The following is a 25,333-nucleotide window of genomic DNA, read 5'->3' as shown; positions in this document are numbered from 1 at the left end:
TCGCTCCTATTCCTTGTCGTCGTCGGCGCCCGCCGACCCGCCGCGCCGCGACACCACCACGCCGATCAGCACCACCACGAGCACCGCACCGGCACCGATGGCGATCCACGCCCCGGTCGGCAGGCCACCCGACTCACCGGCCGCCGCCGCGTCCTCACCGGCGGGCACGGCACCGTAGAAGCTCCAGTACCCGCTCTGCTCCATCAGCGCGCCATCGGCCACGGGCTGCTTGGTCAACGACGAGAACTTGTCCGAGCGGTACGCCTCCAGCGCGCTCTTGTAGTCCAGCACCACACTGGGCACCTGGTCGTAGTAGCGGGCCTGCGCCTGCTTCGCGTACTCGGCGCGCTTGGTGATGTCGGTCTCCGCGGCCTGCAACGCGTACAGCCGGTCGTACTCGGCGTCGCAGAAGAAGGCGTTGCTGCTCGTGCTGCCCGCCGTCGCGGGCAGCACCGCGCAGGTCTGCTTGGCCAGGATGTAGTCCGGGTCCGGGTTCGTGCCCCAGCCCGAAAGCGCCAGGTCGTAGTTGCCCGCCGAAGTGGACTCGTCCACCTCGTTGTCCGAGACCAGCTTCTCGATCACCTTGATGCCGATCTCACCCAGCCAGCCCGAGACGTACTTGACCACGCGCTGGTCGTAGTCGCGGGTGGCGTGCCCGGTGAAGCGCAGCTCCAGCCGGCGCCCGTCCGGCCCGACGCGGACCCCGTCCGCGCCCCTCGGGTAGCCCGCCTGGTCCAGCGCCGCGTTCGCGGCGGCCAGGTCGAAGGTGTACTTCTCGGCCGGCCCCGGCTCGTAGTGGTAGGTCTTGAACATCGCCGGCACGATGCCGCCCGGCGCCTCGCCGTACCCGCCGAGCACCTTGTCGATGATGGTGGCCGGGTCGATCGCCCGGGCGATCGCCTTGCGCACCCGCACGTCCTTGAGCGCCGGGTGCCCGTCCCCGATCGGCTGCCGGTCGAAGTTCTGCGCACCCGGGTTGATCAGCAGCTCGTCGTACCGGCGGCCCACCGCCTTGTTCGTGGTGATGCCCGGCTTGCCGTTGAGCGAGTCGAACTGCGTCGGGGTGAGCCGGTTGATCAGGTCCACCTCACCGTTGATCAGCGCGTTCACCGCGGCGTCGGCGTTGTCGAACCGGACGAACTGCAGCTCGTCCACCTTCGGCGCACCCCGCCAGTAGTTCGGGTTCGCCTTCATCCGGACCAGCTGGTTGGTCTGGTACTCGGTGATGGTGAACGGCCCGGAACCCACCCCGACCTTGGCCACCGTGTCGGTCTCCGGCGAAGCCATGTCGGTCACGCTCGACCAGATGTGCTCCGGCACGATCGGCACGTCCAGCGCGGTCATCGACGCCTGCGGCTTCTTCAGCGTGATGGTCAGCGTCCGGTCGTCGGTGGCGGTCACCGTCTGGAACTGCTCGACGAAGGTGCCGTTCGCCTCACGCGCGGCCGGGTCGCTCATCATCCGGTTGAAGGTGAACGCCGCGTCCTTCGCGGTCAGCGGCGTGCCGTCGGACCACTTCGTGTCCCGGATCTTGAACGTCCAGGTCAGCCCGTCCGCCGACGGCGTCCACGACTCGGCCAGCCCGGCCGTGGGCAGGTTGTCCTCGGCCGAGGGCAGGGTGAGGAACTCCCACGAGATCCGGCCCAGCATCGCGGTGGAGGCGAAGCTCGCGGTGAACGGGTTCAGGTGGTCGATGGCCTGGACCAAAGCCACTCGCAGCACGGTCGGCTGCTGCGCCTGCGCCGGCCCGGTGGCCAGCACCGGCGCGGCCACCACCAGCGCGGCGGCGCCGAGCGCGGCCGCGCGCCGCCGCCAGGTACTTCTCACTGCACGCATTCTCGCGGTCCCCAATCGTCCTTGCTCACAGCCCCGTCCCCGGAAGCCGAAAAGTAACCATTCGCGGCCACCCGAAGTCAACGATTGCCGTTCGTTCATGCCAAGCCGTTACCCAAGCAGGTGGTGGCGATGACGAACGTCACTTGCGGCGACCACTAGGTTGAACCCCATGCGGATCATGATCTCGGCCGACATGGAGGGTGCCACGGGGGTCACCTGGACCGACGACGTGGTCCCCGGAACCGAGCAGTGGCAACGATTCCGGCGACTGTTCACCGGGGACGTCAACGCCGTCGCCGCCGGGCTGGCCGCCGGTGGCGCCACCGGCCTGCTGGTCAACGAAGCGCACTCGTCGCAGCGGAACCTGCTGCTGGAGGACCTCGATCCCCGCGCGCGCATGCTCACCGGCAGGCACAAGCCGCTGTCGATGATGCAGGGCATCGACAGCGGTGTGGACGGCGTGGTGTTCCTCGGCTACCACGCCGGCGCCGGGGCCGACGGCGTGCTTTCCCACACCTACCTGGAGAACCAGATCACCGGCGTGTGGCTCGACGGCACGCACGCCAGCGAGGGCAGGCTCAACGCCGCGCTCGCCGCCGAGTACGGCGTACCGGTGCTGCTGGTCACCGGCGACGACAAGACCTGCGAGGACGCCGCCGACTACGCCCCCGGCGCGGAACTGGTGGCCGTCAAGGAATGCGTGAGCCGGTACGCGGCCATCTGCCTGCCCCCGGCCCGCACCGCCGAACTGCAGGCCGAAGCCGCGCAGCGGGCGATGAGCCGGGCCGGTCGCGGCGAGCCGTCACCGCGGGGCCACCGGATCGAGGTCGAGTTCGACGCGAGCCACCTCGCGCAGGCGACCGCGGTCATCCCTACGGTGGAACAGGTCGGGGTCCGCCGGGTGGGCTTCGACGCGCCGGACATGACCGAAGCGATGAAGGCGTTCAAGGTGGTCACCGCGATCGCCGCGGGCGCGGTGCAGGGGAAATATGGCTGAGTTGGACGTGGTGTCGGTGCTCTCGACACTGGTGCGGTTCGACACGACGAACCGCGGCGGCGGCGACTCCGAAGGGGAACGCGCGGCCGCCGAGTACGTAGCGGGCCTGCTCACCGACGCGGGCCTGGAACCGGGGATCCTCGAATCGGCACCGGGGCGGGCCAACGTCGTCGCCCGCGTCGAAGGCAGCGACCGGTCGCTGCCGCCACTGCTGGTGCAGGGCCACCTCGACGTGGTGCCCGCCGACGCCGCCGACTGGTCCGTGCCGCCGTTCTCCGGCGAGGTGCGCGACGGCTTCCTCTGGGGCCGCGGCGCCACGGACATGAAGGACTTCTGCGCGATGGTGCTGTCCGTATTGGACACCTTCGCCAGGGAGGGCCGGAAACCCCGCCGGGACATCGTGCTCGCCTTCGTCGCCGACGAGGAGGACCGCGGCGACTACGGCGCGCACTGGCTGGTCGAGCGCCACCCGTCCCTTTTCGACGGTTGCGCCGCGGCGATCAGCGAATCCGGCGGCTACACCTACCACGTGCCCGCGGCCGACGGCCGCACGGTGCGCCTCTACCCCGTCGGCGCGGCCGAGCGCGGCACCGCCCACCTGCGGCTGACCGCCCGCGGCCGGGCGGGCCACGGTTCGCGGCGCAACCACGAGAACGCCGTCGTCCGGCTGGTCGGCGCGCTGCACCGGATCGCCGTGCACCAGTGGCCGGTGCACCTGACCCCGGCGGTGCGCGCCTTCATCGAGCAGACCGGGAAGGCGCTCGACGTGCCGGTGGACCTGTCTGATGTGGATGGGACGCTGGCCCGGCTGGGCCCGGCGGCCGCACTGGTCGAATCGACCGTGCGCAACAGCACCACCCCGACCGTGCTCGACGCCGGCTACAAGGTGAACGTGATCCCCAGCGTGGCGCACGCCCAGGTGGACACCCGCACGCTGCCCGGCACCGAAGCCGAACTGCTGGCCAAAGTGGACGAACTGCTCGGACCGGACGTCGCCAGGGAGTTCGTCGCGCACCAGCCCGCGGTCGAGGCGCCGGTGGACTCGCCGTGGTTCGACGCCATGGCGGGCGCGCTGCGGGCGCAGGACCCGGACGCGGTCGTGGTGCCCTACTGCATGGGCGGCGGCACCGACGCCAAGGCCTTCGCCAAGCTCGGCGTCCAGTGCTACGGGTTCGCCCCGCTGTGGCTGCCCGAGGGCTTCCACTACCGCGCCATGGCACACGGCGTGGACGAGCGCGTCCCGGTGGACGGCCTGCTCTTCGGCACCCGGGTGCTGGACCACTTCTTCACCCACTGCTGAGCTGCCCGAGTCGTCCGTAGCGGTTTTGGTCCCTTCGGTCGAGTTGGTTGCGTCAAAAAGCGGTGACGTATAGGTCGTTATACACCGCATAGTGCCTGCCTGGTTCCGGACGGGAATCGAGCCGCCTCTTGACAACGATGTCACGGCGCGCTTACTTGACTGGGCGCCGCTGGAGCGGCGCTCCCCTGCGATCCCCGCCCCGGAACCTGGAGCAAAGATGCCCCGAAGCGTCCGACCACCGGTCTGCGCGCTGCTGTCCGCCGTCGTGCTGTCGGCGGGCCTGACCGCGGTGCCCTCCCCCGCGCTCGCCGCGCCCGCGCCCCCGCCCGAGTTCTACTCCTCGTTCGAACCCGGTGAGCCCGTCCCGACCTGGACCGACACGGTGGACACCGGCCCCGGGGGCCTGCCCAAGGCCCACGGGGTCAACGGCGCCAACGGCACCGCCGTCCCCGGTGACGTCCGCGGCAAGCTGGCCGAGGCCACGGCGGGCAGCGAGAACCCCGAGGGCGGCGAGATCGCGCCGAACCTGGCCGACGGCAAGGCCGAGTCGAAGTGGCTGTCCAAGCAGCCCGCCACCTGGGCGCAGCTGTCGATGACCGAACCGGTCACCATCACCCGCTACGGCCTGACCTCGGCGAACGACTTCGAGGAGCGCGACCCGCGGGACTGGGAGCTGCTGGGCTCGGCCGACGGCACCACCTGGACCGAGCTCGACAGCCAGACCGGCCAGGAGTTCACCGCGCGGTTCCAGGCCAAGGAGTACCGCCTGACCGCCCCGGCCACCTTCCGGTACTTCCGGCTCGACGTCACCGGGAACAACGGCGGCCCGCTGCTCCAGCTCGCCGAGTTGCTGCTGGCCAACGACGAACCGGTCCCGCCGCCGCTGCCCAACATGCGCAGCTTCCCCGACGGCGGCCCCACCGGCGGTTACACCAACAAGTCGCGCGTGGGCTACTCCGGACTCCGCGCGTTCCGCTACTCCGGCACGCACACCGTCGAGGGCCGCGGCTACTCCTACAACAAGATCTTCGACGTCGACGTGCCGGTCGGAGACGCCACCGAGCTGTCCTACAAGGTCTTCCCGGAGTTCTCCGGCGACGACCTGCGGTACCCGAGCACCAACGTCGCGGTCGACCTGGCCTTCACCGACGGCAGCTACCTCAGCGACCTCGGCGCCGTCGACCAGTACGGGTTCACCCTCTCCCCCGCCGGTCAGGGCGCGGCCAAGTCGCTGTCGACCAACCAGTGGAACTCGATCCGCTCCTCGATCGGCACGGTGGCCAGGGGCAAGGTGGTCGACCGGATCCTGGTCGGCTACGACAACCCGGCCGGGCCCGCGCCGCTGCAGGGCTGGCTCGACGACATCCGGCTCGGCGCGGGCACCCCCGCTCCCCCGGCGGACGCCCGGCCCAGCGAGCACGTGCTGACCACCCGCGGCACGCACGCGAACTCGGCCTTCTCCCGCGGCAACAACTTCCCGGCCACCGCGGTCCCGCACGGCTTCAACTTCTGGACCCCGGTGACCGACGCCGGTTCGACCAGCTGGCTCTACCGCTACCACGAGGGCAACAACGCCCAGAACCTGCCGACCACGCAGGCGTTCAGCGTCAGCCACGAGCCGAGCCCGTGGATGGGTGACCGGCAGACCTTCCAGGTCCAGCCGTCGCTGGCGGCGGGGGTGCCCGACGCCAACCGGGACGCCCGCGAACTGCCGTTCAAGCACGAGAACGAGGAGGCCAAGGCCCACTTCTACGGCGTCCGGTTCGAAAACGGGATCAAGACCGAACTGGCGCCTGCCGACCACGCGGCGATGTTCCGGTTCACCTTCCCCGGCGCCGACGCGAACCTGATCTTCGACAACGTGAACAACAACGGCGGCCTGACCCTGGACAAGGCGGCCGGCGCGCTCAGCGGGTACTCCGACGTCAAGAGCGGGCTCTCGGCGGGTGCGGGCCGGTTGTTCGTCTACGCCGAGTTCGACAAGCCGGTCACCGCCGGGGACAAGCTGCCCGGTGAGGGCCGCGACAACGTGCGGGGCTACCTGCGCTTCGACACCGGCGGCTCGAACACCGTGCAGATGCGCATCGCCACCTCGCTGATCAGCGTGGACCAGGCCAAGAAGAACCTGGAGCAGGAGATCGCGGCCGGTGCCACGCTGGAGTCCGTGCGGGACGCGGCACAGGCGGCCTGGGACGAGAAGCTGAACGTCATCCAGGTCGAAGGCGCCAGCGCCGACCAGCTGCAGACGCTCTACTCGAACCTGTACCGCCTGTTCCTCTACCCGAACTCGGGCTACGAGAACGTGGGCACGAAGGAGCAGCCGAAGCTCCAGTACGCCAGCCCGGTCGCACCCAAGACCGGCGAGGACACCCCGACGCACACCGGGTCGAAGCTGGTCGACGGCGAGATCTTCGTCAACAACGGCTTCTGGGACACCTACCGCACCACCTGGCCCGCCTACGCGCTGCTCACCCCGACCATGGCCGGGAAGATGGTCGACGGCTTCACCCAGCAGTACCGCGACCGCGGCTGGATCTCCCGCTGGTCCTCCCCCGGTTACGCGAACCTGATGACCGGCACCAGCTCCGACGTCGCCTTCGCCGACGCCTACCTCAAGGGCGTGGAGAACTTCGACGTCGAGTCCGCCTACGACGCGGCGCTGAAGAACGCCTCCGTGACCCCGCCGAACGCGAGCGTGGGCCGCAAGGGCCTGGACACGTCGATCTTCCTCGGCTACACCTCGACGGCCACCGGCGAGGGCATGTCGTGGGGCATCGAGGGCTACGTCAACGACTTCGGCATCGCAAACATGTCGAAGAAGCTGCACGACGAAGCCGCGGCCGACGACCCGCGCAAGCAGGAGTACCTGGAGAACCACGAGTACTTCCTCAACCGCGCGCAGAACTACGTCAACACCTTCGACCCGAACGTCGGCTTCTTCCAGGGCAAGACGCCCACCGGGCAGTGGCGGGTCCCGGCGAGTGAGTACGAACCCCGCGAATGGGGTCACGACTACACCGAGACCAACGCCTGGAACATGGCCTTCACCGTGCCGCACGACGGCAACGGCCTGGCCAACCTCTACGGCGGCAAGCAGGGCCTGGCCAAGAAGCTCGACGAGTTCTGGGCCACCCCCGAAACGGCGACCTTCCCGGGGTCCTACGGCGGCGTGATCCACGAGATGCGTGAGGCCAGGGACGTGCGGATGGGCCAGTACGGGCATTCGAACCAGCCCTCGCACCACATCCCGTACATGTACGACTACGCCGGCCAGCCGTACAAGACCCAGGAGAAGGTGCGCGAGGTGCTCTCGCGGCTGTACCTGGGCGGCGAGCTCGGCCAGGGGTACGCGGGCGACGAGGACAACGGCGAGATGTCGGCCTGGTACGTCTTCAGCGCGCTGGGCTTCTACCCGCTGCAGATGGGCAAGGCGGACTACGCCATCGGCTCACCGCTGTTCACCAAGGCCACGGTCAACCTGGAGAACGGCAAGAAGCTGGTGGTCAACGCGCCGCAGAACAACGCGGAGAACGTCTACGTGCAGGGGCTGAAGGTCAACGGCGTGGAGCACACGTCCACCTCGCTGCCGCACGACCTGCTGGCCAACGGCGGCACGCTCGACTTCACCATGGGCCCGCAGCCCTCGGCCTGGGGCACCGGGCCGGACGACGCGCCGTCGTCGATCACCCAGGGCACGGCACCGGCCACCCCGCTGCACGATCTGACCGGGCCGGGCAAGGGCACCGCGACCGCCGAATCGGGTGAGGTGAACACGTTGTTCGACAACACCTCGGGCTCGGAGACGAAGCCGGGTTCCTGGGTGCGGTACCAGCTGAACTCGGACGACGAGGCGGTCACCTTCTACACGCTGACCTCGCCGAAGGGGGCCGGTGACCCGAAGAGCTGGGTGCTCGAGGGCTCCTACGACGGGCAGCGCTGGGCCGTGGTGGACCAGCGCACCGACCAGTCGTTCCAGTGGCGCCAGCACACGCGGGCGTTCAAGGCGGCCAACCCCGGTCACTACCCCCACTACCGGCTGAAGATCACCGCGACCGGCGACGGTGGCGCCGGGCTGGCCGAGGTCGAACTGCTCGGGCAGCCCGATCCGGTGTGCACCAGCACCGTGACCGGTGAGCACTCGGGTGCGCTGGCCGTGACCAGCGGTGTGACCTGCGTGGACGGTGCCACCGTCCGGGGTCCGGTGACCGTGGCCGGCGGTGCTTCGCTGGTGGTCGACGGCGGTTCGATCAGCGGCCCGATCTCGGCGTCCGGCGCCGGTTCGGTGCGGTTCCTCGGCACCGAGGTGACCGGGCCGATCTCGATCACCGGTGCCACCGGCGTGGTCGCGCTGGAGCACACGACGGTGTACGGCCCGGTGGCGCTCAACAGCAACACCGGCCCGTCGGTGCTGGTGGCGGCGAACACCGTGCAGGGCCCGCTCAGCTGCGGCGGCAACACCCAGCCGGTGAACAACGCGCTGGTCAACACCGTGCGCGGCGCCGTCGCCGGCCAGTGCGCGGGGCTGTAACCAGCGGCACGACGGGGGCGGCGTCCGGGTGAACCCGGGCGCCGCCCGTTAACGTGTGCCCCATGCCCGAGCAGCCGACCGAGTTCTTCTCGTCCTTCGAGCCCGGCGACCCCGCGCCCGGCACCGGCGACCGGCTCCGCGTGCACGTCGGCGGCGGCCCGGCGAACCCGCCGGCGGCCAAGCCGGGGGTGGGTTTCTCCGGCCTGCACGCGCTCGGCTACCGCACCGGGGTGACCGGGCAGGCCCGCACCGGGCTGTTCCACACCGACGTCGCCATCACCGAACGCAGCGAACTGTCCTATGTGGTGTTCCCCGAAGCGGATCCGGCGTGGCGCAGCACCTTCGTCGCGGTCGACATCGAGTTCGACGACGGCACCACGCTCGCCTCGCTGGCCGTGCCCGACCAGCACGGTTTCGAGGTCACCGCGAAGGGGCAGGGCCTGGCGAAGCGGCTGTACCTGGACCAGTGGAACCACGTCCGCTGCTCGCTCGCGGCGGCCGCGGGCAAGCGCGCCAAGGCGATCCTGCTGACCACCGAGGTGCCCGAAGGCGGGGACGAGGTCTCCGGCTGGCTCGACGACGTGCGGATCAGCGAACGCGAACCGGCCGAGCTGGAACCGGTCGACCGGGTGCGCACCACCCGCGGCACGCACTCGTCGAACAACCGCTCACGCGGCAACAACGTCCCGGCGACCGCGCTGCCGCACGGCTTCAACTTCTGGACCCCGGTCACCGACGCGCGGTCGACCACCTGGGTGTACGAGTACCACCGGCGCAACAACGGCGCGAACCGGCCGGCGCTGGAGGCGTTCGGGCTGAGCCACCAGCCGAGCCCGTGGATGGGCGACCGGCACACCTTCCAGGTGATGCCGCGCACCGGGGAGCTGACCGTCGACCGCCAGGCCAGAGCGCTCGCCTTCGACCACGCGAACGAACTCGACCGGCCGTTCCACTACCGCGTGCGGTTCGACAACGGCATCACCGGCGAGATCGCCCCCGCCGACCACGCGGCGATGCTGCGGTTCACCTTCCCGGCCGGGGAGGCGCACCTGATCTTCGACAACGCCGGCAACCGGGGCGGTCTGCGACTGCGCACCAACGGCACGGTCACCGGCCACACCTGGGTCCGCAGCAGGTTGTCCGTCGGCGCGCGGCGCATGTACGTCTACGGCAGGGTCGACCGGCCGGTGAAGGCGGCGAAGAAGGTGCGGAACCCGCTGTGGCGCGTGGTCACCGGGCACCTGAGCTTCGACGTCGGCGAGCAGGAGGCGGTCACCCTGCGGATAGCCACTTCGCTGATCAGCCTCCGGCAGGCCCAGCACAACCTCGAGCAGGAGATCCCGGACGGCACCGCGTTCGAGACCGTGCGCGACCACGCCCGCGAAGAGTGGCGGAAGATCCTGAACCGCTTCGAGGTCGAAGGCGCCAGCGAGGACCAGCTGACCACGTTCTACTCGAACCTGTACCGGCTGTACCTGTACCCGAACTCGGCGCACGAGAACACCGGTACCGCGGCCGCACCGGCGTACCGGCACGCCAGCCCGGTGGTGCGCGGCACCGGGCTCAGCACCGGACGGCGGACCGGGGCGAAGGTGCTCGACGGGCCGATGGTGGTGAACAACGGCTTCTGGGACACCTACCGCACCACCTGGCCCGCGTACGCGTTGTTCAGCCCGGAACGCTGCGGGCAGCTCGCCGAGGGTTTCGTGCAGCAGTACCGCGAAGGCGGCTGGATCTCGCGGTGGTCCTCCCCCGGTTACGCGAACCTGATGACCGGCACCAGCTCCGACGTCGCCTTCGCCGACGCCTACCTCAAGGGGGTGCACAACTTCGACGTGCTCGCCGCCTACGACGCCGCGCTGAAGAACGCCACGGTGACGCCCCCGAACAAGAGCGTCGGCCGCAAGGGCCTCGACGAGTCGATCTTCCTCGGGTACACGCCGGTGTCCACACCGGAGGGTCTGTCGTGGGCGCTGGAGGGCTGCATCAGCGACTTCGGCATCGCGAACCTGTCACGGGCACTGCACGAAGCGGCCGCCGAGGACGATCCGCGCCGTGCGGAGTTCCTGGACAACGCGCGGTACTTCACCAGCCGCGCGCTGCACTACGTCCACCACTTCGACAAGCGCATCGGCTTCTTCCAGGGCCGCGACGCCGGTGGTGGCTGGCGCTGGAGCCCCGAGCAGCACGACCCCACGCTGTGGGGCTTCGACCACACCGAGACCAACGGCTGGAACACGGCCTTCACCGTGCCGCACGACGGCGCGGGCCTGGCGAACCTGTTCGGTGGCCGCAAGAAACTGGAGTCCAAACTGGACACCTTCTTCGCCACCCCGGAAACCGGCCTCAAGCCGGGTTCCTACGGCGGTGTCATCCACGAGATGACCGAGGCCAGGGACGTCCGGCTCGGCCAGTACGGGCACTCCAACCAGCCCTCGCACCACATCCCGTGGATGTACCTGCACGCCGGGGCCCCGGCGAAGGCGCAGGCGGTGGTGCGGGAGGTGCTGCTGCGCTGCTACCTGGGCAGCGAGATCGGCCAGGGTTATCCCGGCGACGAGGACAACGGCGAGATGTCGGCCTGGTACCTGTTCGCCGCGCTGGGGCTCTACCCGCTGGCCATAGGCAGCCCGTCCTACGCGCTCGGCGCGCCGCTGTTCACCAGGGTCACCGTGCACCTGGAGAACGGCGAGCGGCTGGTGATCAACGCACCGGGCAACACGGCGGCCACCGCGTACGTCCGGGGGCTGAAGGTCAACGGCGAGCCGTACTCGAAGACGCACCTCCCGCACGCCACGCTGGCGGGTGGCGCGGTGCTGGACTTCGACCTGGCCGGGGAACCCGGCGACTGGGGCACCGGCGAGGACGACCTGCCGCCGTCGATCACCACCGGCGACCTGCCCGCCACCCCGCTGGCCGACCTGCCTGGGCACGGCAGTTCGCCCGACAACGACGTCTCCCAGCTGTTCGACGACACCAGCCGAACGCAGGTCAACTTCGGCACCGCCACACCGACCGTGGTGTTCACCGTGGACGGTGCCCCGCGGCCGGTCCGGCTCTACACGCTGACCTCCGCGCTCGGCGAGGGCGATCCGTCGTCGTGGGTGCTGGAGGGTTCCGAGGACGGCGAGAACTGGAGAACGCTCGACGAACGGCACGCGCAGGTGTTCCGCTGGCGCCGCCAGACCCGGCCGTTCTCCCTCGCCGAACCCGCTGCCTGCCGCCACTACCGGCTGCGGGTCACCGCGGGCACGGACCGGCGGATCAGCCTGGCCCAATGGGAACTGCTCGCATGATCCTCCGCTTCACCGGGCTGGCCGAGGCCGCACGAGATCGGTTCGTCGCCTCCGACCCCGGCTTCGGCCGGCTGCGCCTGGCGCTGTCCGCGATCTTCGGCATCGTGCTGGCCGTGCTGGTGCTGCTGCCGTTCGGGCAGCCGCTGACGGTGGTGATGGTCGGCGCGATCGCGGCGATGATGAGCGCGTTCACCGTGCACGAGGACACCACCGGGAAGGACCTGGTCACGCTGCTGCTGGTGTTCGTCACCGGCGCGGCTTCGCTCACCCTGGCCAGCCTCGGCGCCGCGCTGCCGCCGCTGGACAGCGTGGTCTTCGTGCTGCTGATCTTCGTCGCGGTCTACGCGCAGCGCTGGGGCGCCCGCGGCATCGCGCTCGGCTCGGCGTCCTTCTTCCTGTTCTTCTTCGCCATGTTCCTGCAGACCCACCTCGGGCAGGTGCCCGCGCTGCTGGGGGCGCTGGTCGCCGGGATCGCGTCGAACACCTTCATCCGGCTGGTGGTCTTCCCCCGCCGCCCGGCGAAGGAACTGCTGCGGGTGCGCCGGGCCTTCCGCGCCCGGCTGGCGGCGGTGGTCCGGGTCGCGCAGGCGTACCTGGAGTCGGGCAACCGCAACGACAAGCAGCTGCGGACCGCCGCGAACCGGATGCACGAATGCGTGCTGATGGTCGAGGACGTCGCGCCGGACGTGGTGGACGAGCGCGCGGTGGGGGTGCTGCGCCGCCGGGCCATCGAGGTGGAGCTGGCCGTCGAATGGCTGGTGATCACCCTGCGCCGCACCGCGGCCGAGGACCTCGACGCGGCGACCAGGGCCGACCTCGCCGCCGCGTTGCGCCGGTTCGGCTCGCTGATCGGGCGCGATCCCCGTGAGCTGCCGGTGATCAGCGATTCGGCCGAGTTCAGCCGGATGCTGGTGGCCGGCAGCAGGCTCGGCGAGCACGCCCGGCCGGGTGACGAACTGCGGCACGCCATCGCCGAACTGGCCATCGCCGACGTCAACGCGCAGCGGGTCGCCGAGCACGACGAACTGCCGCCGGGGGACGAACCCGGGGACGAGGCACCCGAGCGCAAGCCGGTCTTCGCCTACGACAACCAGACCAGGGGCGCCATCCAGGCCGTGGTCGGCGGCGGGCTGGCCGTGCTCGGCGGGGAACTGGTCTCCCCGCAGCGGTGGTACTGGGCGGTGCTCACCGTTTTTGTGGTGTTCCTGGGTTCCGCCACCGCCGGGGCCACCTTCGTCAAGGGCGTGCGGCGGCTGGCGGGCACCCTCGTCGGCATCTTCGGCGGGGTGCTGGCGGCGCTGCTGGTGGCCGGTGACGCCCCGGCCACCGTGGCGCTGCTGCTGGTCTGCGTGTTCGGCATGGTCTACTTCTCGCGCGTGTCGCAGGCGGTCATGGCCTTCTTCATCACCAGCATGCTGGGCCTGCTCTACAGCCTGCTCGGCACGTTCAGCTTCGAGGTGCTGTGGATCCGGCTCGCCGAGACCGCGGTCGGCGCGGTGGCGGGCATGCTGGCCGCGGTGGTGATCGTGCCGGTGCGCACGCGGTCGGTCATGCTCGACGACATCGCCACCACGCTGGAGGACCTGCGGGTGTTCGTCGAGCGCGCGGGCGAACTGCTGTCCGGACGTGAGAATCACAACATCATCGAGCTGTCCCGGACCCTCGACCGCGACGTCGACCAGGTGCGCCGGACCATCGAACCGCTGGTCCACCCGGTCAACGTCAGCACCGCGCGGCGCGACCTCGGCTGGCACGTGCAGGGCACGCTCGAGTCGATCGCCTTCCGGGCCCGGCACGTGGCCGCCCGCGCCCAGCCGGGCATGTTCGCCGCCGACGACCGGTTGCCCGAGGTGCTGGCCGGGATCACCGGCAAGGTGGACACCCTGCTGGCGGTGGTGGGCGACCCCGCGTCCGCGGACCGGCGGCGGCTGAACCGGGAGACCGGCCTGCCACCCGGCGAGTGCGACGGCGACGCCACCCAGCGGTCGCTGCTGTCCAGTCTGGACCAGCTCGACGCCGAGCTGGTGGCGCTCGGGAACACCTTCGGCGTGCGGCGTGACCAGACGCACCCGGACGCCGGTTACCCAGAGGGATAACATCGCTCGCACAAAGCCATGAGCCAACGCTGTCTGCAGGAGAATCGTGATGACCCAAGCCCCTGTCAACGTCACCGTCACCGGCGCGGCCGGCCAGATCGGTTACGCGCTGCTGTTCCGCATCGCGTCCGGTCAGCTGCTCGGCCCGGACACCCCGGTGCGACTGCGGCTGCTGGAGATCCCGCAGGCGGTGAAGGCGGCCGAGGGCACCGCGCTGGAGCTGGAGGACGGCGCGTTCCCGCTGCTCGCCGGCACGGACATCTTCGACGACGCCAAGCAGGCCTTCGCCGGGGCGAACGTGGCGCTGCTGGTCGGCGCCCGCCCGCGCACCAAGGGCATGGAGCGCGGTGACCTGCTCGAGGCCAACGGCGGCATCTTCAAGCCGCAGGGCGAGGCGATCAACGCCGGTGCCGCCGACGACATCAAGGTGCTGGTGGTGGGCAACCCGGCCAACACCAACGCGCTGATCGCCCAGGCGCACGCGCCGGACGTACCGGCCGAGCGCTTCACCGCGATGACCCGCCTCGACCACAACCGCGCGCTGGCGCAGCTGTCGAAGAAGCTGGGCGTGCCGGTCTCGGAGATCAAGAAGCTGGCGATCTGGGGCAACCACTCGGCCACCCAGTACCCGGACATCTTCCACGCCGAGGTGGCGGGCAAGAACGCCGCCGAGGCGGTCAACGACCAGGCGTGGCTCGCCGACACCTTCATCCCCACCGTCGCCAAGCGCGGCGCGGCGATCATCGAGGCACGCGGTGCCTCCTCCGCCGCTTCGGCTGCCTCGGCCGCCATCGACCACGTCTACACCTGGGTCAACGGCACCCCGGAGGGTGACTGGACCTCGGCCGCGGTCGTCTCGGACGGGTCCTACGGCGTGCCGGAGGGCCTGATCTCGTCGTTCCCGGTCACCGCCCGCGACGGCAAGTACTCCATCGTCCAGGGCCTGGAGATCGACGAGTTCTCCCGTGCCCGCATCGACGCCTCGGTCCAGGAACTCACCGAGGAGCGGGAAGCGGTCAAGAAGCTCGGCCTCATCTGAGTCGCCAGGAGGTGGGGGCAGCGCTCGCCTGCGTTGCCCCACCTCCTGATTCGGCTACGTCAACGTGCGGCTCACGCCCGCGGGCGGGCGACTCACCTCCGCAGGCAGGCCCTCACGTTCGCGAACCCGAAACCCCGGGTTCGCGACCGTGGGCCAGCCCGTGGTCAGGCGCCGGTGAGGCCCCGCCGCTTGAGCAGCGGGTCGATTTCCGGGTCCCGCCCGCGGAAGTTGCGGAAGGCGGTCATCGGGTCGATGCTGCCGCCCCGGCCCAGCAGTTCCCGGCGGAAGTGGTCGCCGTTGGCCCGGGTCAGGCCGCCGTTCTCCTTGAACCACTCCACGCTCTCCGCGTCGAGCACCTCGCTCCAGATGTAGGAGTAGTACCCCGCGCTGTACCCGCCGCTGAACACGTGTGCGAAGTACGAACTCTGGTACCGCGGCGGCACGGTCGGCAGCGCCACCCCGGCCTTCCGCAGCGCCTCCGCCTCGAACGCCGCCGCGTCGGTGATGCGGTCCTCGGCGCCGATCGAGTGCCACGCCTGGTCCAGCAGCGAAGCCGCGAGGTACTCCGTGGTCGCGTGCCCCTCGCCGTACTGCTGCGACTCCAGCAGCTTGTCCACCAGGTGCTGCGGCAGCGGCTCCCCGGTGCGGTGGTGCTTGGCGTAGTTGGCCAGCACCTCCGGCCACAGCATCCACATCTCGTTGACCTGCGACGGGTACTCCACGAAGTCACGCGGCACGTTCGGCCCGGAGAACTTCGGGTACCGCACGTCGGAGAGCAGCCCGTGCAGCGCGTGCCCGAACTCGTGGAAGGCGGTCACCACCTCGTCGAAGGTGAGCAGCGTCGGCTCGCCCTCCGGCGGGCGGATGATGTTCAGGTTGTTCACCACCACCGACCGCTCGCCACGCAACCCCGCCTGCTCGACGAAGCTGTTCATCCACGCGCCGCCGCGCTTGGAGTCCCGCGCGTAGTAGTCGCCGAGGAACAGGCCCAGTCCGCTGCCGTCGGCGTCGAAGACCTCGAAGATCCGCACCTCGGGGTGGTACTTCGGCAGGTCGTGCCGTTCGGTGAAGCTCAGCCCGTACAGCTTCGACGCGGCGAAGAACACCCCGTCGACGAGCACGCGTTCCAGCTCGAAGTACGGCCGCAGCGCGGCTTCGTCGATGTCGAACCGCGCCTTGCGCACCTTCTCCGCGTAGAACGCCCAGTCCCACGGCTCCAGCGAGAACTCGCCGCCCTCGGCGTCGATCTGCTGCTGCAGCTCCAGCGCCTCGGCGCTGGCGTTGGTCACCGCCGCCGGCGCGAGCCGCTCCAGCAGGCCCTGCGCGGCCTCCGCGGTGCGCGCGGTCTCGTCCGAGATGATGTACGCGGCGTGGTTGGGGTAGCCCATCAGCGCGGCCCGCTCGGCACGCAGGTGCGCGATCTTCACGATCAGCTCGGAGTTGTCGTGCTCGTTGCCGCGCTTGCCCCGCGACACCGACGCCCGGTGCAGCCGCTCCCGCACCGACCGGTTCTCCAGCGACGCCAGCGCGGGCTGCTGGGTGGGCAGGCTGAGCTTGAGCAGGTACTTGCCGTCGAGCCCCCGTGCCGTCGCGGCTTCCGCGGCCGCGGCGACGTTGTCCGCCGACAGCCCGGCCAGTTCCTCGGCGGTGTCCACCACCACGGCGAGGTCGTTGCCCTCGGCGAGCAGGTTCTCCTGGAACCGGGTGCTCAGCGTGGACAGCTCCTCGTTCAGCGCCCGCAGCCGGTCCTGCTCGGCCTCGCCCAGCGCGGCGCCCGCGCGCACGAAGTCGACGTGGTAGCGCTCCAGCAGCCAGGCCGATTCCGGGTCGAGGTCGAGCGAGTCCCGCTTCTCGAACAGCTCGGTGATGCGCGCGAACAGCTTCTTGTTCAGGTGGATCGCGTCGCGGTGGGCGGACAGCTTCGGCGCGAACTCGGCCTGCATCCGCTGCAGTTCCGGGGTGGTGTCCGACGAGGTCAGGTTGGCGAACACCAGCATCACCCGGCCCAGCAGCTCCCCGGCCCGCTCCAGCGCGACCACGGTGTTGTCGAAGGTCGGCGGTTCCGGGTTGTCCGCGATCGCGGTCACCTCGGCCACGTGCTCGGCGATGCCCGCCTCGAACCCGGGGCGGTAGTGCTCGGCGTCGATCCGGTCGAACGGCGGCAGGCCGTAGGGCAGCTCGCTGGGACCGGCGAACGGGTTGTCCGGAGAGATCATGCGCGGCCCTTTCGACCAGTCGAGCCCCCGATGACGGCATCGGAGGACTTCTTACCCTTCTTACCCCGCTTCGGCTTCGGCGGCACGAGTCCGCTCAGGTCACCGCCGTTGTCGTTGACCTTGACCACGAACGGGCGCGTCTCGGTGTAGGTGATCACCGAGATCGACCCCGGGTCGACCACGATCCGCTGGAACGAGTCCAGGTGCTGCCCGAGCGCGTCGGCGATGAGCGACTTGAGCACGTCGCCGTGGCTGCACAGCAGCCAGACCGCGTGGTCGCCGTGAGCCGCGGTGATCCGGGCGTCGTGTTCGCGCACCGCCTCGACCGCCCTGGCCTGCATCGCGGCCAGGCCCTCCCCGCCGGGGAACACCGCGGCCGACGGGTGCGCCTGCACCACCCGCCACAGCGGTTCGGACACCAGGTCCTTGATCGCCCGCCCGGTCCACTCGCCGTAGTCCACTTCGGACAACCGGGCGTCGACCACCCGGTCCAGCCCCTGCGCGGCGGCCAGCGGCGCCACGGTCTGCTTGCAGCGCAGCATCGGCGAGACGACCAGCCCGGACAGCGGCACCCCGGCCAGGCGCGCGGCCAGCGCCCCGGCCTGCGCCCGGCCGGTTTCGTCCAGGCCGACCTTCGGGGTGCGCCCGGCCAGCACACCCGAGCCGTTCGCGGTCGAGCGGCCGTGCCGCAGGAGGATCACAGTGCCCACGGCGCCAGCCTAGAGGACGTCAGTGCCAGTCAGTGCCCGGCCGGACCCGCGTTGGGGTCGAGCACCCCGCCGAAGACCAGCCCGAACAGCACCAGGCCCAGCACGATCCGGTAGACCACGAACGGCAGGAAGCTGCGCTTCTTGATGTAGCTCATCAGCCAGGCGATCACCACGTAGCCCACGCCGAAGGCGACCAGGGTGGCCAGGATGGTCGGTCCCCATTCGGGGCTGTTCTCCCCGCCGACGTCCTTCAGCTTGAACAGGCCGGAGGTGAACACCGCGGGCAGCGCGAGCAGGAACGAGTACTCCGCCGCTTCCGGGCGCTGGTACCCCATCAGCCGCCCGGCGCTGGTGGTGCCACCCGAGCGCGACACGCCCGGGATCAGCGCCAGTGCCTGCGCGAAGCCGAAGGCGAGCCCGTGCTTCACGGTCAGGTGGTCCAGCGTGCGCTCGTTCTTGCCGTAGGTGTCGGCCAGCCACAGGACCACGCCGAAGACGATCAGCATGGTCGCGGTGATCCGCAGGTCGCGGAAGGAGCTGTCGATCTGGTCCTGCAGCAGCAGGCCGAGCACGCCGATCGGCAGCGTGCCGACGATGATCAGCCAGCCGAGCCGGGCGTCCGGGTCGTCGCGCCACTCCGGCTTGTACAGCGAGTAGAACCAGCCGGTGAGGATCCGGCCGATCTTCTTCGCGAAGAACAGCACCACCGCCAGCTCGGTGCCGATCTGGGTGACCGCGGTGAACGCGGCGCCGGGGTCGTCCCAGCCCGCCAGCGCGGCGGTGACCCGCAGGTGCGCGCTCGAGGAGATCGGGAGGAACTCGGTCAGGCCCTGGACCAGGCCGAGCACCAGTGCTTCGAACCAGCCCACGTCAGCTCCCCGCCAGCTCGACCGCTTCGGCGGCCACGTCCAGCGCGTGCCGCCGGGCGTCGGCGTCGGCGTCGGCGTCGTACGGCGCCACGGTGAGCGTGGTCACCCCGGCTTCGGCGAACGCGGCCATCTTCTCGGCGATGCGCTCCTTTCGGCCCAGCAGCGCGGTGGCGTCGAGGAACTCCAGCGGCACCGCGGCCATCGCCCCGGCGTAGTCCTTGGCCAGGTACTTCTCCTGGACCTCGGCCGCCTCGGCCCGGTAACCCATCCGGCGGGCCAGCTGGTTGTAGAAGTTCTTGTCCCGGCTGCCCATGCCGCCGAGGTAGAGCGCGGCGTACGAGCGCACGGCGTCGGCGCAGGCGGTCCAGTCGTCGCCGACCACCAGCGGCACGGTCGGCGCGATGTCCAGGTCGGCGAGCGAGCGCCCGGCCTTCTCCGCACCGGCCCGCAGGTGCTCCAGGTGCTCCTCGGCGTGGGCCGGGGAGAAGAACACCGGCAGCCACCCGTCGGCGATCTCCCCGGTCAGCTCCAGGTTCTTCGGGCCGATCGCGGCCAGGTAGACGGGGATGTGCTCGCGCACCGGGTGCACGGTCAGCGCCAGCGCCTTGCCCGGCCCGTCCGGCAGGGGCAGCCGGAAGTGCTCGCCGTCGTACCGGACGCGCTCGCGGCGCAGCGCCGCCCGCACGATGTCGACGTACTCGCGGGTCCGGCCCAGCGGCGAGGCGAAGCGCACCCCGTGCCAGCCTTCGGACACCTGCGGCCCGGACACGCCGAGGCCGAGCCGGAACCGGCCACCGGAGAGCGTGTCCAGGGTGGCGGCGGTCATCGCGGTGGTGGCCGGCGTCCGCGCCGGGATCTGCAGCACCGCGCTGCCGACGTCGATCCGGGAGGTCTGCGCGGCGATCCAGGCCAGCACGGTCGGGGCGTCCGAGCCGTAGGCTTCGGCGGCCCAGACCACGGCGTAGCCCAGTTCGTCGGCGTGTTTGGCGAGTGTGAGGTTGGCCGCGTCGTTGCCGGCGCCCCAATATCCGAGGTTCAGTCCCAAGCGCACGGGGCCCGACCCTAAACCGGGGGATGATCACCGCGACACGCGCCTTCGTAAAGGTCCGCGGCGCCCGGTTGGCTAGGCTGCGCGAATGGAGAACCGGCAGCTCGGTGCGTCCGGCCTGAGAGTGTCCAGGATGGGCCTGGGCACCATGTCGTGGGGCAGCGGCACGGACGCGGAGGAAGCCGCCAACCAGCTGGTGGCCTTCGTGGACGCGGGTGGCACGCTGGTGGACACCGCCGACATCTACGGCGACGGCGAGAGCGAACGGGTGCTCGGCTCCCTCCTCGGTGACCTGGTGCCGCGCACCGACGTCGTGCTGGCCACCAAGGCGGTCGCCCGCCGCGGTGACGGGCCGTTCGGCGGCGGCGCCTCGCGCGGGGCGCTGCTCACCGCGCTCGACGGCTCGCTGCGCCGGCTCGGCGTCGACCACATCGACCTGTGGCAGCTGCACGCCTGGGACTCCGCGGTGCCGATCGAGGAGACCCTGTCCGCACTGGAGTACGCGGTCGGCAGCGGCAAGGTCCGCTACACCGGGGTGTCGAACTACTCGGGCTGGCAGCTGGCCACCGCGGCCGCGCGGCCGTCGGGGGTCCGGCTGGTCTCCACGCAGATGGAGTACTCGCTGCTGCAGCGCGGCATCGAGCGGGAGGTCATGCCCGCGGCGCAGCACCACGGCATCGGCGTCCTGCCGTGGGCGCCGCTCGGGCGCGGGGTGCTGACCGGCAAGTACCGCACCGGCACGCCCGCCGACTCCCGCGGTGCCTCCCCGGCCTACGCCGGTTACGTCGAGCAGCACCGCACCGATCGGGCCGCGCGGATCGTGCAGGCCGTGGTGACCGCGGCCGAGGGGCTGGGCACCTCACCGCTGGCCGTCGCGCTGGCCTGGGTGCGGGACCGGCCGGGGGTGGTGGCGCCGGTGGTCGGGGCCCGCGACACCGGTCAGCTCTCCGGCTCGCTGAGCGCCGAGGGGCTCACCCTGCCGCCGGCCATCCGGTCCGCGCTCGACGACGTCAGCTCGATCGAGACCGGTTACCCGGAGCGATGGCCGCACTGATTCGCCTCGAGGTGTCTGTTAGGTGACAGGCGCGTGACGTGCCGTGGTTCTTACGGGATGCTGGACGTGTTGAACTCTGTGTCGGGAGGATTCGGTTTGCGCCGGTTGCTTGTCGCTTCGCCCCTGGTCGTCACGCTGGTGTTGAGCGGCTGCGCCACGGGGAGCGACCAGTCCGACGACCTGCAGCTGGTGGCGAACCCGGTGGCCGCGACCGCCGCCCCCTCCCCCGCCCGCGGTGCCGAACCGGCCGGGCGGGTGCTGCCCTCGGCTCCGGTGGCCGCCACGGCCGTGGTCGGCGGGGTGCTCGCCGTCGCGCTGGCCGAGCCGCCGTCGCTGCAGTTGTACGACCTCGCCGACCTCACCGAGGCGCCGCGTGCGGTGGCCCTGCCCGCGCCCGCCGAGCAGCTCACCCCCGCCGGTGACCGGCTGCTCGCCACCCTGCCCGGCGCGAGCGCGCTGGCCAGGGTGAACCCGGCCGACGGCGCGGTCACCACGGTCCCGGTCGCCGGGCAGCCCGCCGCCGCCGAACCGCGCGGGGACCAGACCCTGGTCGCGGTCCGCGATCGCAAGGCGGTCGAGGTGCTCGACGGCGACCGGGTCAGCCAGACCGCGACCGGCCAGCTCTACAGCGCCGACGACGTGCTCGACGCGGGCGGCACCACGGTGGTGCTGGATCGGCTGCGCACCGCGTTGTTCGAGGTGGACCTCGCGGCGGGCGCGGTCAAGGAGGGCTTGCGGGCCGGTGACGGCGCCACGAACGCGGTGACCGACCGCTACGGGCGGGTGCTGGTCACCGACTCCCGGGCGGGCTCGCTGCTGGCCTTCTCGGCAGCTCCCCTGCTGCTGCGGCAGCGCTACCCGGTGCCGGGCGGGCTCTACGGCATCGCCTACGACGCCCAGCGCGATCTGGCCTGGGTCACGCTCACCGAGCGCAACGAGGTCGCCGCGTTCGACGTCGGCGGCGGCGAGCCGGTGGAGAAGTTCCGCTTCCCCGCCGTCCGCCAGCCCAATTCGGTGTCAGTGGACCCGGCGAGCGCGGCGGTGGTCGTCGGCTCGGCCGCGGGAGAAGGGATCCAGGTGATCGAACCGTGACCGAGGCGGTGGTCGAAGGGGACTGGGAGTATCGCCGGTTGCAGCTGCCACCCGGCGTGTCGCGGCTCTCCGCGGCGATCCAGCTCTCCCTCCAGGCGGAGTTCTCCGGCTGGGAACTGTCCAACGTGCGGCTCTACGCCGACGGCACCCGCCGCGTCTGGCTCCGGCGCCGCCGCTCCCTGGCCGCGGCCGGCGTACCGGGGCCGAGCCTCTAGCGCGGCCCGCTCCCTGTGCCGGGACCCCGAAGTGACTGGTGTCCCCCGCTGCGTCCTGCTCAGCGGCTCCTTCACCCGCCTGGACCCCGTGGACCGAGCCGAGTTCGCCCGCTCACTGACCGCGGCCGCCACCGGAACCACACCCGCCGAACTGGCGATCCTGCTGGACGGTGGCCGGCGCGAGCGCCGGACCGCGGCGTGGTTCCTCGCCGTCGCTGGCCGGACCGGATTCCGCGCACAGCTCGGCAGCCTGCTCCTGGCCAGCGAAATGCCGTTCGCGGGCGAGGGCTATGCCATCGTGCTCGCCCGCTTCGGCACACCGGCCGATGCCGAACTGCTCGGAACCACCGCCGCCGCGTCGTACCCGCGAGCAGGCAGATCGTGGCAGCGGTGGTTCGAACGGAGGGAACCGGGCGAATTGTGCGCCTTCGCCGGCGAGTGCGCCGCTATCCGCGGGAAGTGAACGAGCGCAGGAAGAAGGCCACGTTCGCCGGGCGTTCGGCCAGGCGGCGCATGAAGTACGGGTACCACTCGGTGCCGTACGGCACGTAGGCCCGCAGCTGCATGCCGCGCCCCGCCAGTTCCCGCTGCGCTTCCGGGCGCACCCCGTAGAGCATCTGGAACTCGAAGTCCGCGGCCGAGCGGTCGTGCTGCATGGCCAGCCACTCCGCGATGTCCACCAGCCGCGGGTCGTGCGTGGCCACCATCGGGTAGCCCTGCCCCGCCATCAGCACCTTCAGGCACCGCACGTACGAAGCGTCCACTTCGGACTTTTCGCGGTAGGCGACCGAGGCGGGCTCGTCGTAGGCGCCCTTGCACAGCCGGATCCGCGAACCCGGGCCCGCCAGCTCGGCGCAGTCGGCTTCGGTGCGCTTGAGGTAGGCCTGCAGCACCGTGCCGGTCCACGGGAAGTCCACCCGCAGCTCCCGCACGATCGACAGGGTCGAGTCCGTGGTGGTGTGGTCCTCCATGTCGACGGTCACCGTGGTGCCCACCGCCGCCGCGGCCGCGCAGATCTGCCGGGTGTGCTCCAGCGCGATCTTGTCGCCGTCCACCGGCAGCGCCTGGCCCAGCGCGGACAGCTTGACCGACACCTCGGCCCGCCCGGCCAGGCCCTGCTCGCCGAGCGTGGCCAGCAGCGCCCGGTACGCCTCGACGGTCCGCTCGGCCTGCGCCCGGTCGGTGGTGTCCTCACCGAGGTGGTCGAGCGTGACCAGCCGGTCTTCGGCGAGCCGCCGCACGTTCTCGATGGCCTGGCCGAGTTCGTCACCGGCGACGAACCGGTCGACGATGGGCCGCATCACCGGCGTGCGCTCGGCGAGGGTCCGGAACGACGAAGACCGGGAAGCGGCGATCAACGCGGAACGGAGCATGGCTCAGTCCTCCAGCTGGTGCGGGTAACCCGCCGAGGTCGGCGGCACGAAGGTTTCCTTGATCGTGCGCGGGCTGATCCAGCGCTGCAGGTTGTAGATCGAGCCCGCCTTGTCGTTCGTGCCCGACGCCCGCCCGCCGCCGAAGGGCTGCTGGCCGACGACGGCACCGGTGGGCTTGTCGTTGACGTAGAAGTTGCCCGCCGCGAACCGCAGCGCCTGCGACGCCTTCACCACCGCGGCGCGGTCGCTGGCGATGATCGAGCCGGTCAGCCCGTACGCCGCGCCCTGGTCGACCTGCTTGAGCACGGTCTCGAAGTCGCTGTCCTCGTAGACGTGCACGGCCAGGAACGGGCCGAAGTACTCGGTGCTGAACACCTCGTGCGTGGGGTCCTCGCCGACCACGACGGTCGGGCGGACGAAGTAGCCCTCGCTGTCGTCGGCGGTGCCGCCGGCCACGACCTGCAGCGAATCCGACTCGTGCGCCAGCTTCAGCGCCCCGGCCAGCCGGTCGTAGGCCCGCCGGTCGATCACCGCGCCGAGGAAGTTGGTCAGGTCGGTGACCGGCCCCATCTTCAGCGCGTCCACTTCGGACACCAGGTCGTCGCGCAGCCGGTTCCACACCGACCGCGGCACGAAGGCGCGCGAGGCGGCCGAGCACTTCTGGCCCTGGAACTCGAAGGCGCCGCGGACCAGCGCGGTGCGCAGCACGTCCACGTCGGCCGACGGGTGGGCGAGCACGAAGTCCTTGCCGCCGGTCTCGCCGACCAGCCGCGGGTAGGTGCGGTACCCGGAGATGTTGGCGCCGACCGAGGACCACAGGTGCTGGAAGGTGCGGGTGGACCCGGTGAAGTGGATCCCGGCCAGCGCGGGGTCGGCCAGCGCCACGTCGGAGACGGCCAGCCCGTCGCCGGTGACCAGGTTGATCACGCCCGGCGGGAGCCCGGCCTCTTCGAGCAGGCGCATGGTCAGGTGCGCGGCCAGGCCCTGGGTCGGCGACGGCTTCCAGACCACGGTGTTGCCCATCAGCGCGGGTGCGGTGGGCAGGTTGCCCGCGATGGCGGTGAAGTTGAACGGGGTGATGGCGTAGACGAAGCCCTCCAGCGGGCGGTAGTCCAGCCGGTTCCACACCCCCGGCGAGCTGATCGGCTGCTCGCCCTGCAGCTGCCGCGCGAAGTGCACGTTGAACCGCCAGAAGTCGGCCAGCTCGCAGGCGGAGTCGATCTCGGCCTGCACCGCGGTCTTCGACTGGCCGAGCATGGTCGCCGCGTTCAGCGTGTCACGCCACGGGCCGGAGAGCAGGTCGGCGGCCCGCAGCAGCACCGCGGCGCGCTCGTCGAAGGGCAGTTCGCGCCAGGACTCGGCGGCCCGCAGCGCGGCGGCCACGGCGGCCTTGGCGTCGGCGTGCGTGGCGTTGGCGGTGGTGCCGAGCACGTGGGCGTGCTTGTGCGGCTGCACCACGTCGATGCGCTCCCCGCCGGCCATCCGCTGCTCACCGTCGATGGTCGAGGTCAGCTCGAACCGGCGGGATTCGAGTTCGGCGAGCTTCGCCACGAGCGAGGCGCGTTCCGGCGAGCCGGGGGCGTACTCGCGGACGGGCTCGTTGCGGGGTGCGGGCGGCTGGGTGATCGCGTCCATAGCCGCCAGGGTAGAACCGCGGCGGCCAC

Annotated in this window: 17 protein-coding genes; 10 read left to right on the top strand and 7 right to left on the bottom strand. The window is 71.1% G+C overall.

Annotated features, from left to right (window positions below; genetic code table 11):
- Positions 1 to 6: 6 nt before the first annotated feature.
- Entirely contained in the window at positions 7 to 1,836 is a 1,830-nt protein-coding gene (locus AC07EG_RS32520) for an ABC transporter substrate-binding protein (RefSeq protein WP_478257061.1), read from the bottom strand.
- 169 nt (positions 1,837 to 2,005) lie between these two features.
- On the opposite strand from AC07EG_RS32520, the gene AC07EG_RS32515 reads away from it, so the two are divergent.
- The 6 genes from AC07EG_RS32515 to AC07EG_RS32490 all read left to right on the top strand — a co-directional run bounded on the left by AC07EG_RS32515 (position 2,006) and on the right by AC07EG_RS32490 (position 15,092).
- Positions 2,006 to 2,833 carry a M55 family metallopeptidase gene (locus AC07EG_RS32515; RefSeq protein WP_478257060.1) on the top strand — a complete coding sequence of 276 codons (828 nt, stop codon included), beginning with the start codon at positions 2,006 to 2,008 and terminating at the stop codon, positions 2,831 to 2,833.
- Positions 2,826 to 4,133: a M20/M25/M40 family metallo-hydrolase gene (locus AC07EG_RS32510; RefSeq protein WP_478257059.1), complete on the top strand. Its 1,308-nt coding sequence runs from the start codon at positions 2,826 to 2,828 to the stop codon at positions 4,131 to 4,133. The genes AC07EG_RS32515 and AC07EG_RS32510 overlap by 8 nt, the downstream gene beginning before the upstream one ends.
- Before the next feature lie 217 nt (positions 4,134 to 4,350).
- Entirely contained in the window at positions 4,351 to 8,661 is a 4,311-nt protein-coding gene (locus tag AC07EG_RS32505; protein ID WP_478257058.1) for a GH92 family glycosyl hydrolase, read from the top strand.
- A 62-nt stretch (positions 8,662 to 8,723) separates the two neighbouring features.
- Positions 8,724 to 11,957, top strand: a complete 3,234-nt coding sequence (locus tag AC07EG_RS32500) for a GH92 family glycosyl hydrolase (protein WP_478257057.1) — start codon at positions 8,724 to 8,726, stop codon at positions 11,955 to 11,957.
- Complete coding sequence (locus AC07EG_RS32495; RefSeq protein ID WP_478257056.1) at positions 11,939 to 14,053, top strand: FUSC family protein; 2,115 nt, start codon at positions 11,939 to 11,941, stop codon at positions 14,051 to 14,053. The genes AC07EG_RS32500 and AC07EG_RS32495 overlap by 19 nt, the downstream gene beginning before the upstream one ends.
- A gap of 49 nt (positions 14,054 to 14,102) precedes the next feature.
- On the top strand, positions 14,103 to 15,092 hold the full coding sequence (locus AC07EG_RS32490) for a malate dehydrogenase (RefSeq protein ID WP_478257055.1): 990 nt from the start codon (positions 14,103 to 14,105) through the stop codon (positions 15,090 to 15,092).
- 164 nt (positions 15,093 to 15,256) lie between these two features.
- Here AC07EG_RS32490 and AC07EG_RS32485 read toward each other — a convergent pair whose 3' ends face one another.
- From AC07EG_RS32485 to AC07EG_RS32470, 4 genes are read right to left on the bottom strand one after another with little or no spacing between them, the layout of a single operon-like run.
- Complete coding sequence (locus AC07EG_RS32485; protein WP_478257054.1) at positions 15,257 to 17,308, bottom strand: M3 family metallopeptidase; 2,052 nt, start codon at positions 17,306 to 17,308, stop codon at positions 15,257 to 15,259.
- Positions 17,305 to 18,018 carry a histidine phosphatase family protein gene (locus AC07EG_RS32480; RefSeq protein WP_478257053.1) on the bottom strand — a complete coding sequence of 238 codons (714 nt, stop codon included), beginning with the start codon at positions 18,016 to 18,018 and terminating at the stop codon, positions 17,305 to 17,307. The genes AC07EG_RS32485 and AC07EG_RS32480 overlap by 4 nt, the downstream gene beginning before the upstream one ends.
- Positions 18,019 to 18,047: 29 nt before the next feature.
- A complete protein-coding gene (locus tag AC07EG_RS32475) occupies positions 18,048 to 18,887 on the bottom strand; it encodes an undecaprenyl-diphosphate phosphatase (RefSeq protein WP_478257052.1) in 840 nt (279 codons plus the stop codon).
- Position 18,888: 1 nt separating this feature from the next.
- The gene (locus tag AC07EG_RS32470; RefSeq protein WP_478257051.1) at positions 18,889 to 19,938 is read right to left on the bottom strand and encodes an LLM class F420-dependent oxidoreductase; all 1,050 of its coding nucleotides are present in this window, start codon (positions 19,936 to 19,938) and stop codon (positions 18,889 to 18,891) included.
- Positions 19,939 to 20,023: 85 nt separating this feature from the next.
- Between AC07EG_RS32470 and AC07EG_RS32465 the strand changes: the two genes are divergently transcribed.
- The 4 genes from AC07EG_RS32465 to AC07EG_RS32450 all read left to right on the top strand — a co-directional run bounded on the left by AC07EG_RS32465 (position 20,024) and on the right by AC07EG_RS32450 (position 22,759).
- Positions 20,024 to 20,989, top strand: coding sequence for an aldo/keto reductase (locus AC07EG_RS32465; protein ID WP_478257050.1), 966 nt, complete (start codon positions 20,024 to 20,026; stop codon positions 20,987 to 20,989).
- 96 nt (positions 20,990 to 21,085) lie between these two features.
- Positions 21,086 to 22,081 (top strand): YncE family protein, encoded by a 996-nt coding sequence (locus AC07EG_RS32460; RefSeq protein ID WP_478257049.1) that lies wholly within the window; start codon positions 21,086 to 21,088, stop codon positions 22,079 to 22,081.
- A complete protein-coding gene (locus AC07EG_RS32455) occupies positions 22,078 to 22,296 on the top strand; it encodes a DUF5703 family protein (RefSeq protein WP_478257048.1) in 219 nt (72 codons plus the stop codon). Before AC07EG_RS32460 ends, AC07EG_RS32455 begins: the two co-directional genes overlap by 4 nt.
- A 31-nt stretch (positions 22,297 to 22,327) precedes the next feature.
- On the top strand, positions 22,328 to 22,759 hold the full coding sequence (locus AC07EG_RS32450; protein WP_478257047.1) for a DUF6000 family protein: 432 nt from the start codon (positions 22,328 to 22,330) through the stop codon (positions 22,757 to 22,759).
- Here AC07EG_RS32450 and AC07EG_RS32445 read toward each other — a convergent pair.
- Together AC07EG_RS32445 and pruA are read right to left on the bottom strand one after the other, a co-directional pair.
- Positions 22,743 to 23,669 (bottom strand): proline dehydrogenase family protein, encoded by a 927-nt coding sequence (locus AC07EG_RS32445; protein WP_478257046.1) that lies wholly within the window; start codon positions 23,667 to 23,669, stop codon positions 22,743 to 22,745. The two genes, AC07EG_RS32450 and AC07EG_RS32445, sit on opposite strands and share 17 nt — an antisense overlap.
- A gap of 3 nt (positions 23,670 to 23,672) precedes the next feature.
- Positions 23,673 to 25,304: an L-glutamate gamma-semialdehyde dehydrogenase gene (gene pruA, locus AC07EG_RS32440; RefSeq protein WP_478257045.1), complete on the bottom strand. Its 1,632-nt coding sequence runs from the start codon at positions 25,302 to 25,304 to the stop codon at positions 23,673 to 23,675.
- Positions 25,305 to 25,333 lie beyond the last annotated feature (29 nt).

It is taken from the genome of Amycolatopsis sp. NPDC045836 (assembly GCF_056431745.1).
The sequence above is the reverse complement of the archived record's forward strand: the minus strand, read 5'-3'. Positions and strand labels throughout refer to the sequence as shown.

What these genes read in the sequence shown, in the direction of transcription:
- AC07EG_RS32520 (WP_478257061.1), bottom strand. Translation starts at nt 1,836, where the DNA reads ATGCGTGCAGTGAGAAGTACCTGGCGGCGGCGCGCGGCCGCGCTCGGC.
- AC07EG_RS32515 (WP_478257060.1), top strand. Translation starts at nt 2,006, where the DNA reads ATGCGGATCATGATCTCGGCCGACATGGAGGGTGCCACGGGGGTCACC.
- AC07EG_RS32510 (WP_478257059.1), top strand. Translation starts at nt 2,826, where the DNA reads ATGGCTGAGTTGGACGTGGTGTCGGTGCTCTCGACACTGGTGCGGTTC.
- AC07EG_RS32505 (WP_478257058.1), top strand. Translation starts at nt 4,351, where the DNA reads ATGCCCCGAAGCGTCCGACCACCGGTCTGCGCGCTGCTGTCCGCCGTC.
- AC07EG_RS32500 (WP_478257057.1), top strand. Translation starts at nt 8,724, where the DNA reads ATGCCCGAGCAGCCGACCGAGTTCTTCTCGTCCTTCGAGCCCGGCGAC.
- AC07EG_RS32495 (WP_478257056.1), top strand. Translation starts at nt 11,939, where the DNA reads ATGGGAACTGCTCGCATGATCCTCCGCTTCACCGGGCTGGCCGAGGCC.
- AC07EG_RS32490 (WP_478257055.1), top strand. Translation starts at nt 14,103, where the DNA reads ATGACCCAAGCCCCTGTCAACGTCACCGTCACCGGCGCGGCCGGCCAG.
- AC07EG_RS32485 (WP_478257054.1), bottom strand. Translation starts at nt 17,308, where the DNA reads ATGATCTCTCCGGACAACCCGTTCGCCGGTCCCAGCGAGCTGCCCTAC.
- AC07EG_RS32465 (WP_478257050.1), top strand. Translation starts at nt 20,024, where the DNA reads ATGGAGAACCGGCAGCTCGGTGCGTCCGGCCTGAGAGTGTCCAGGATG.
- AC07EG_RS32445 (WP_478257046.1), bottom strand. Translation starts at nt 23,669, where the DNA reads ATGCTCCGTTCCGCGTTGATCGCCGCTTCCCGGTCTTCGTCGTTCCGG.
- pruA (WP_478257045.1), bottom strand. Translation starts at nt 25,304, where the DNA reads ATGGACGCGATCACCCAGCCGCCCGCACCCCGCAACGAGCCCGTCCGC.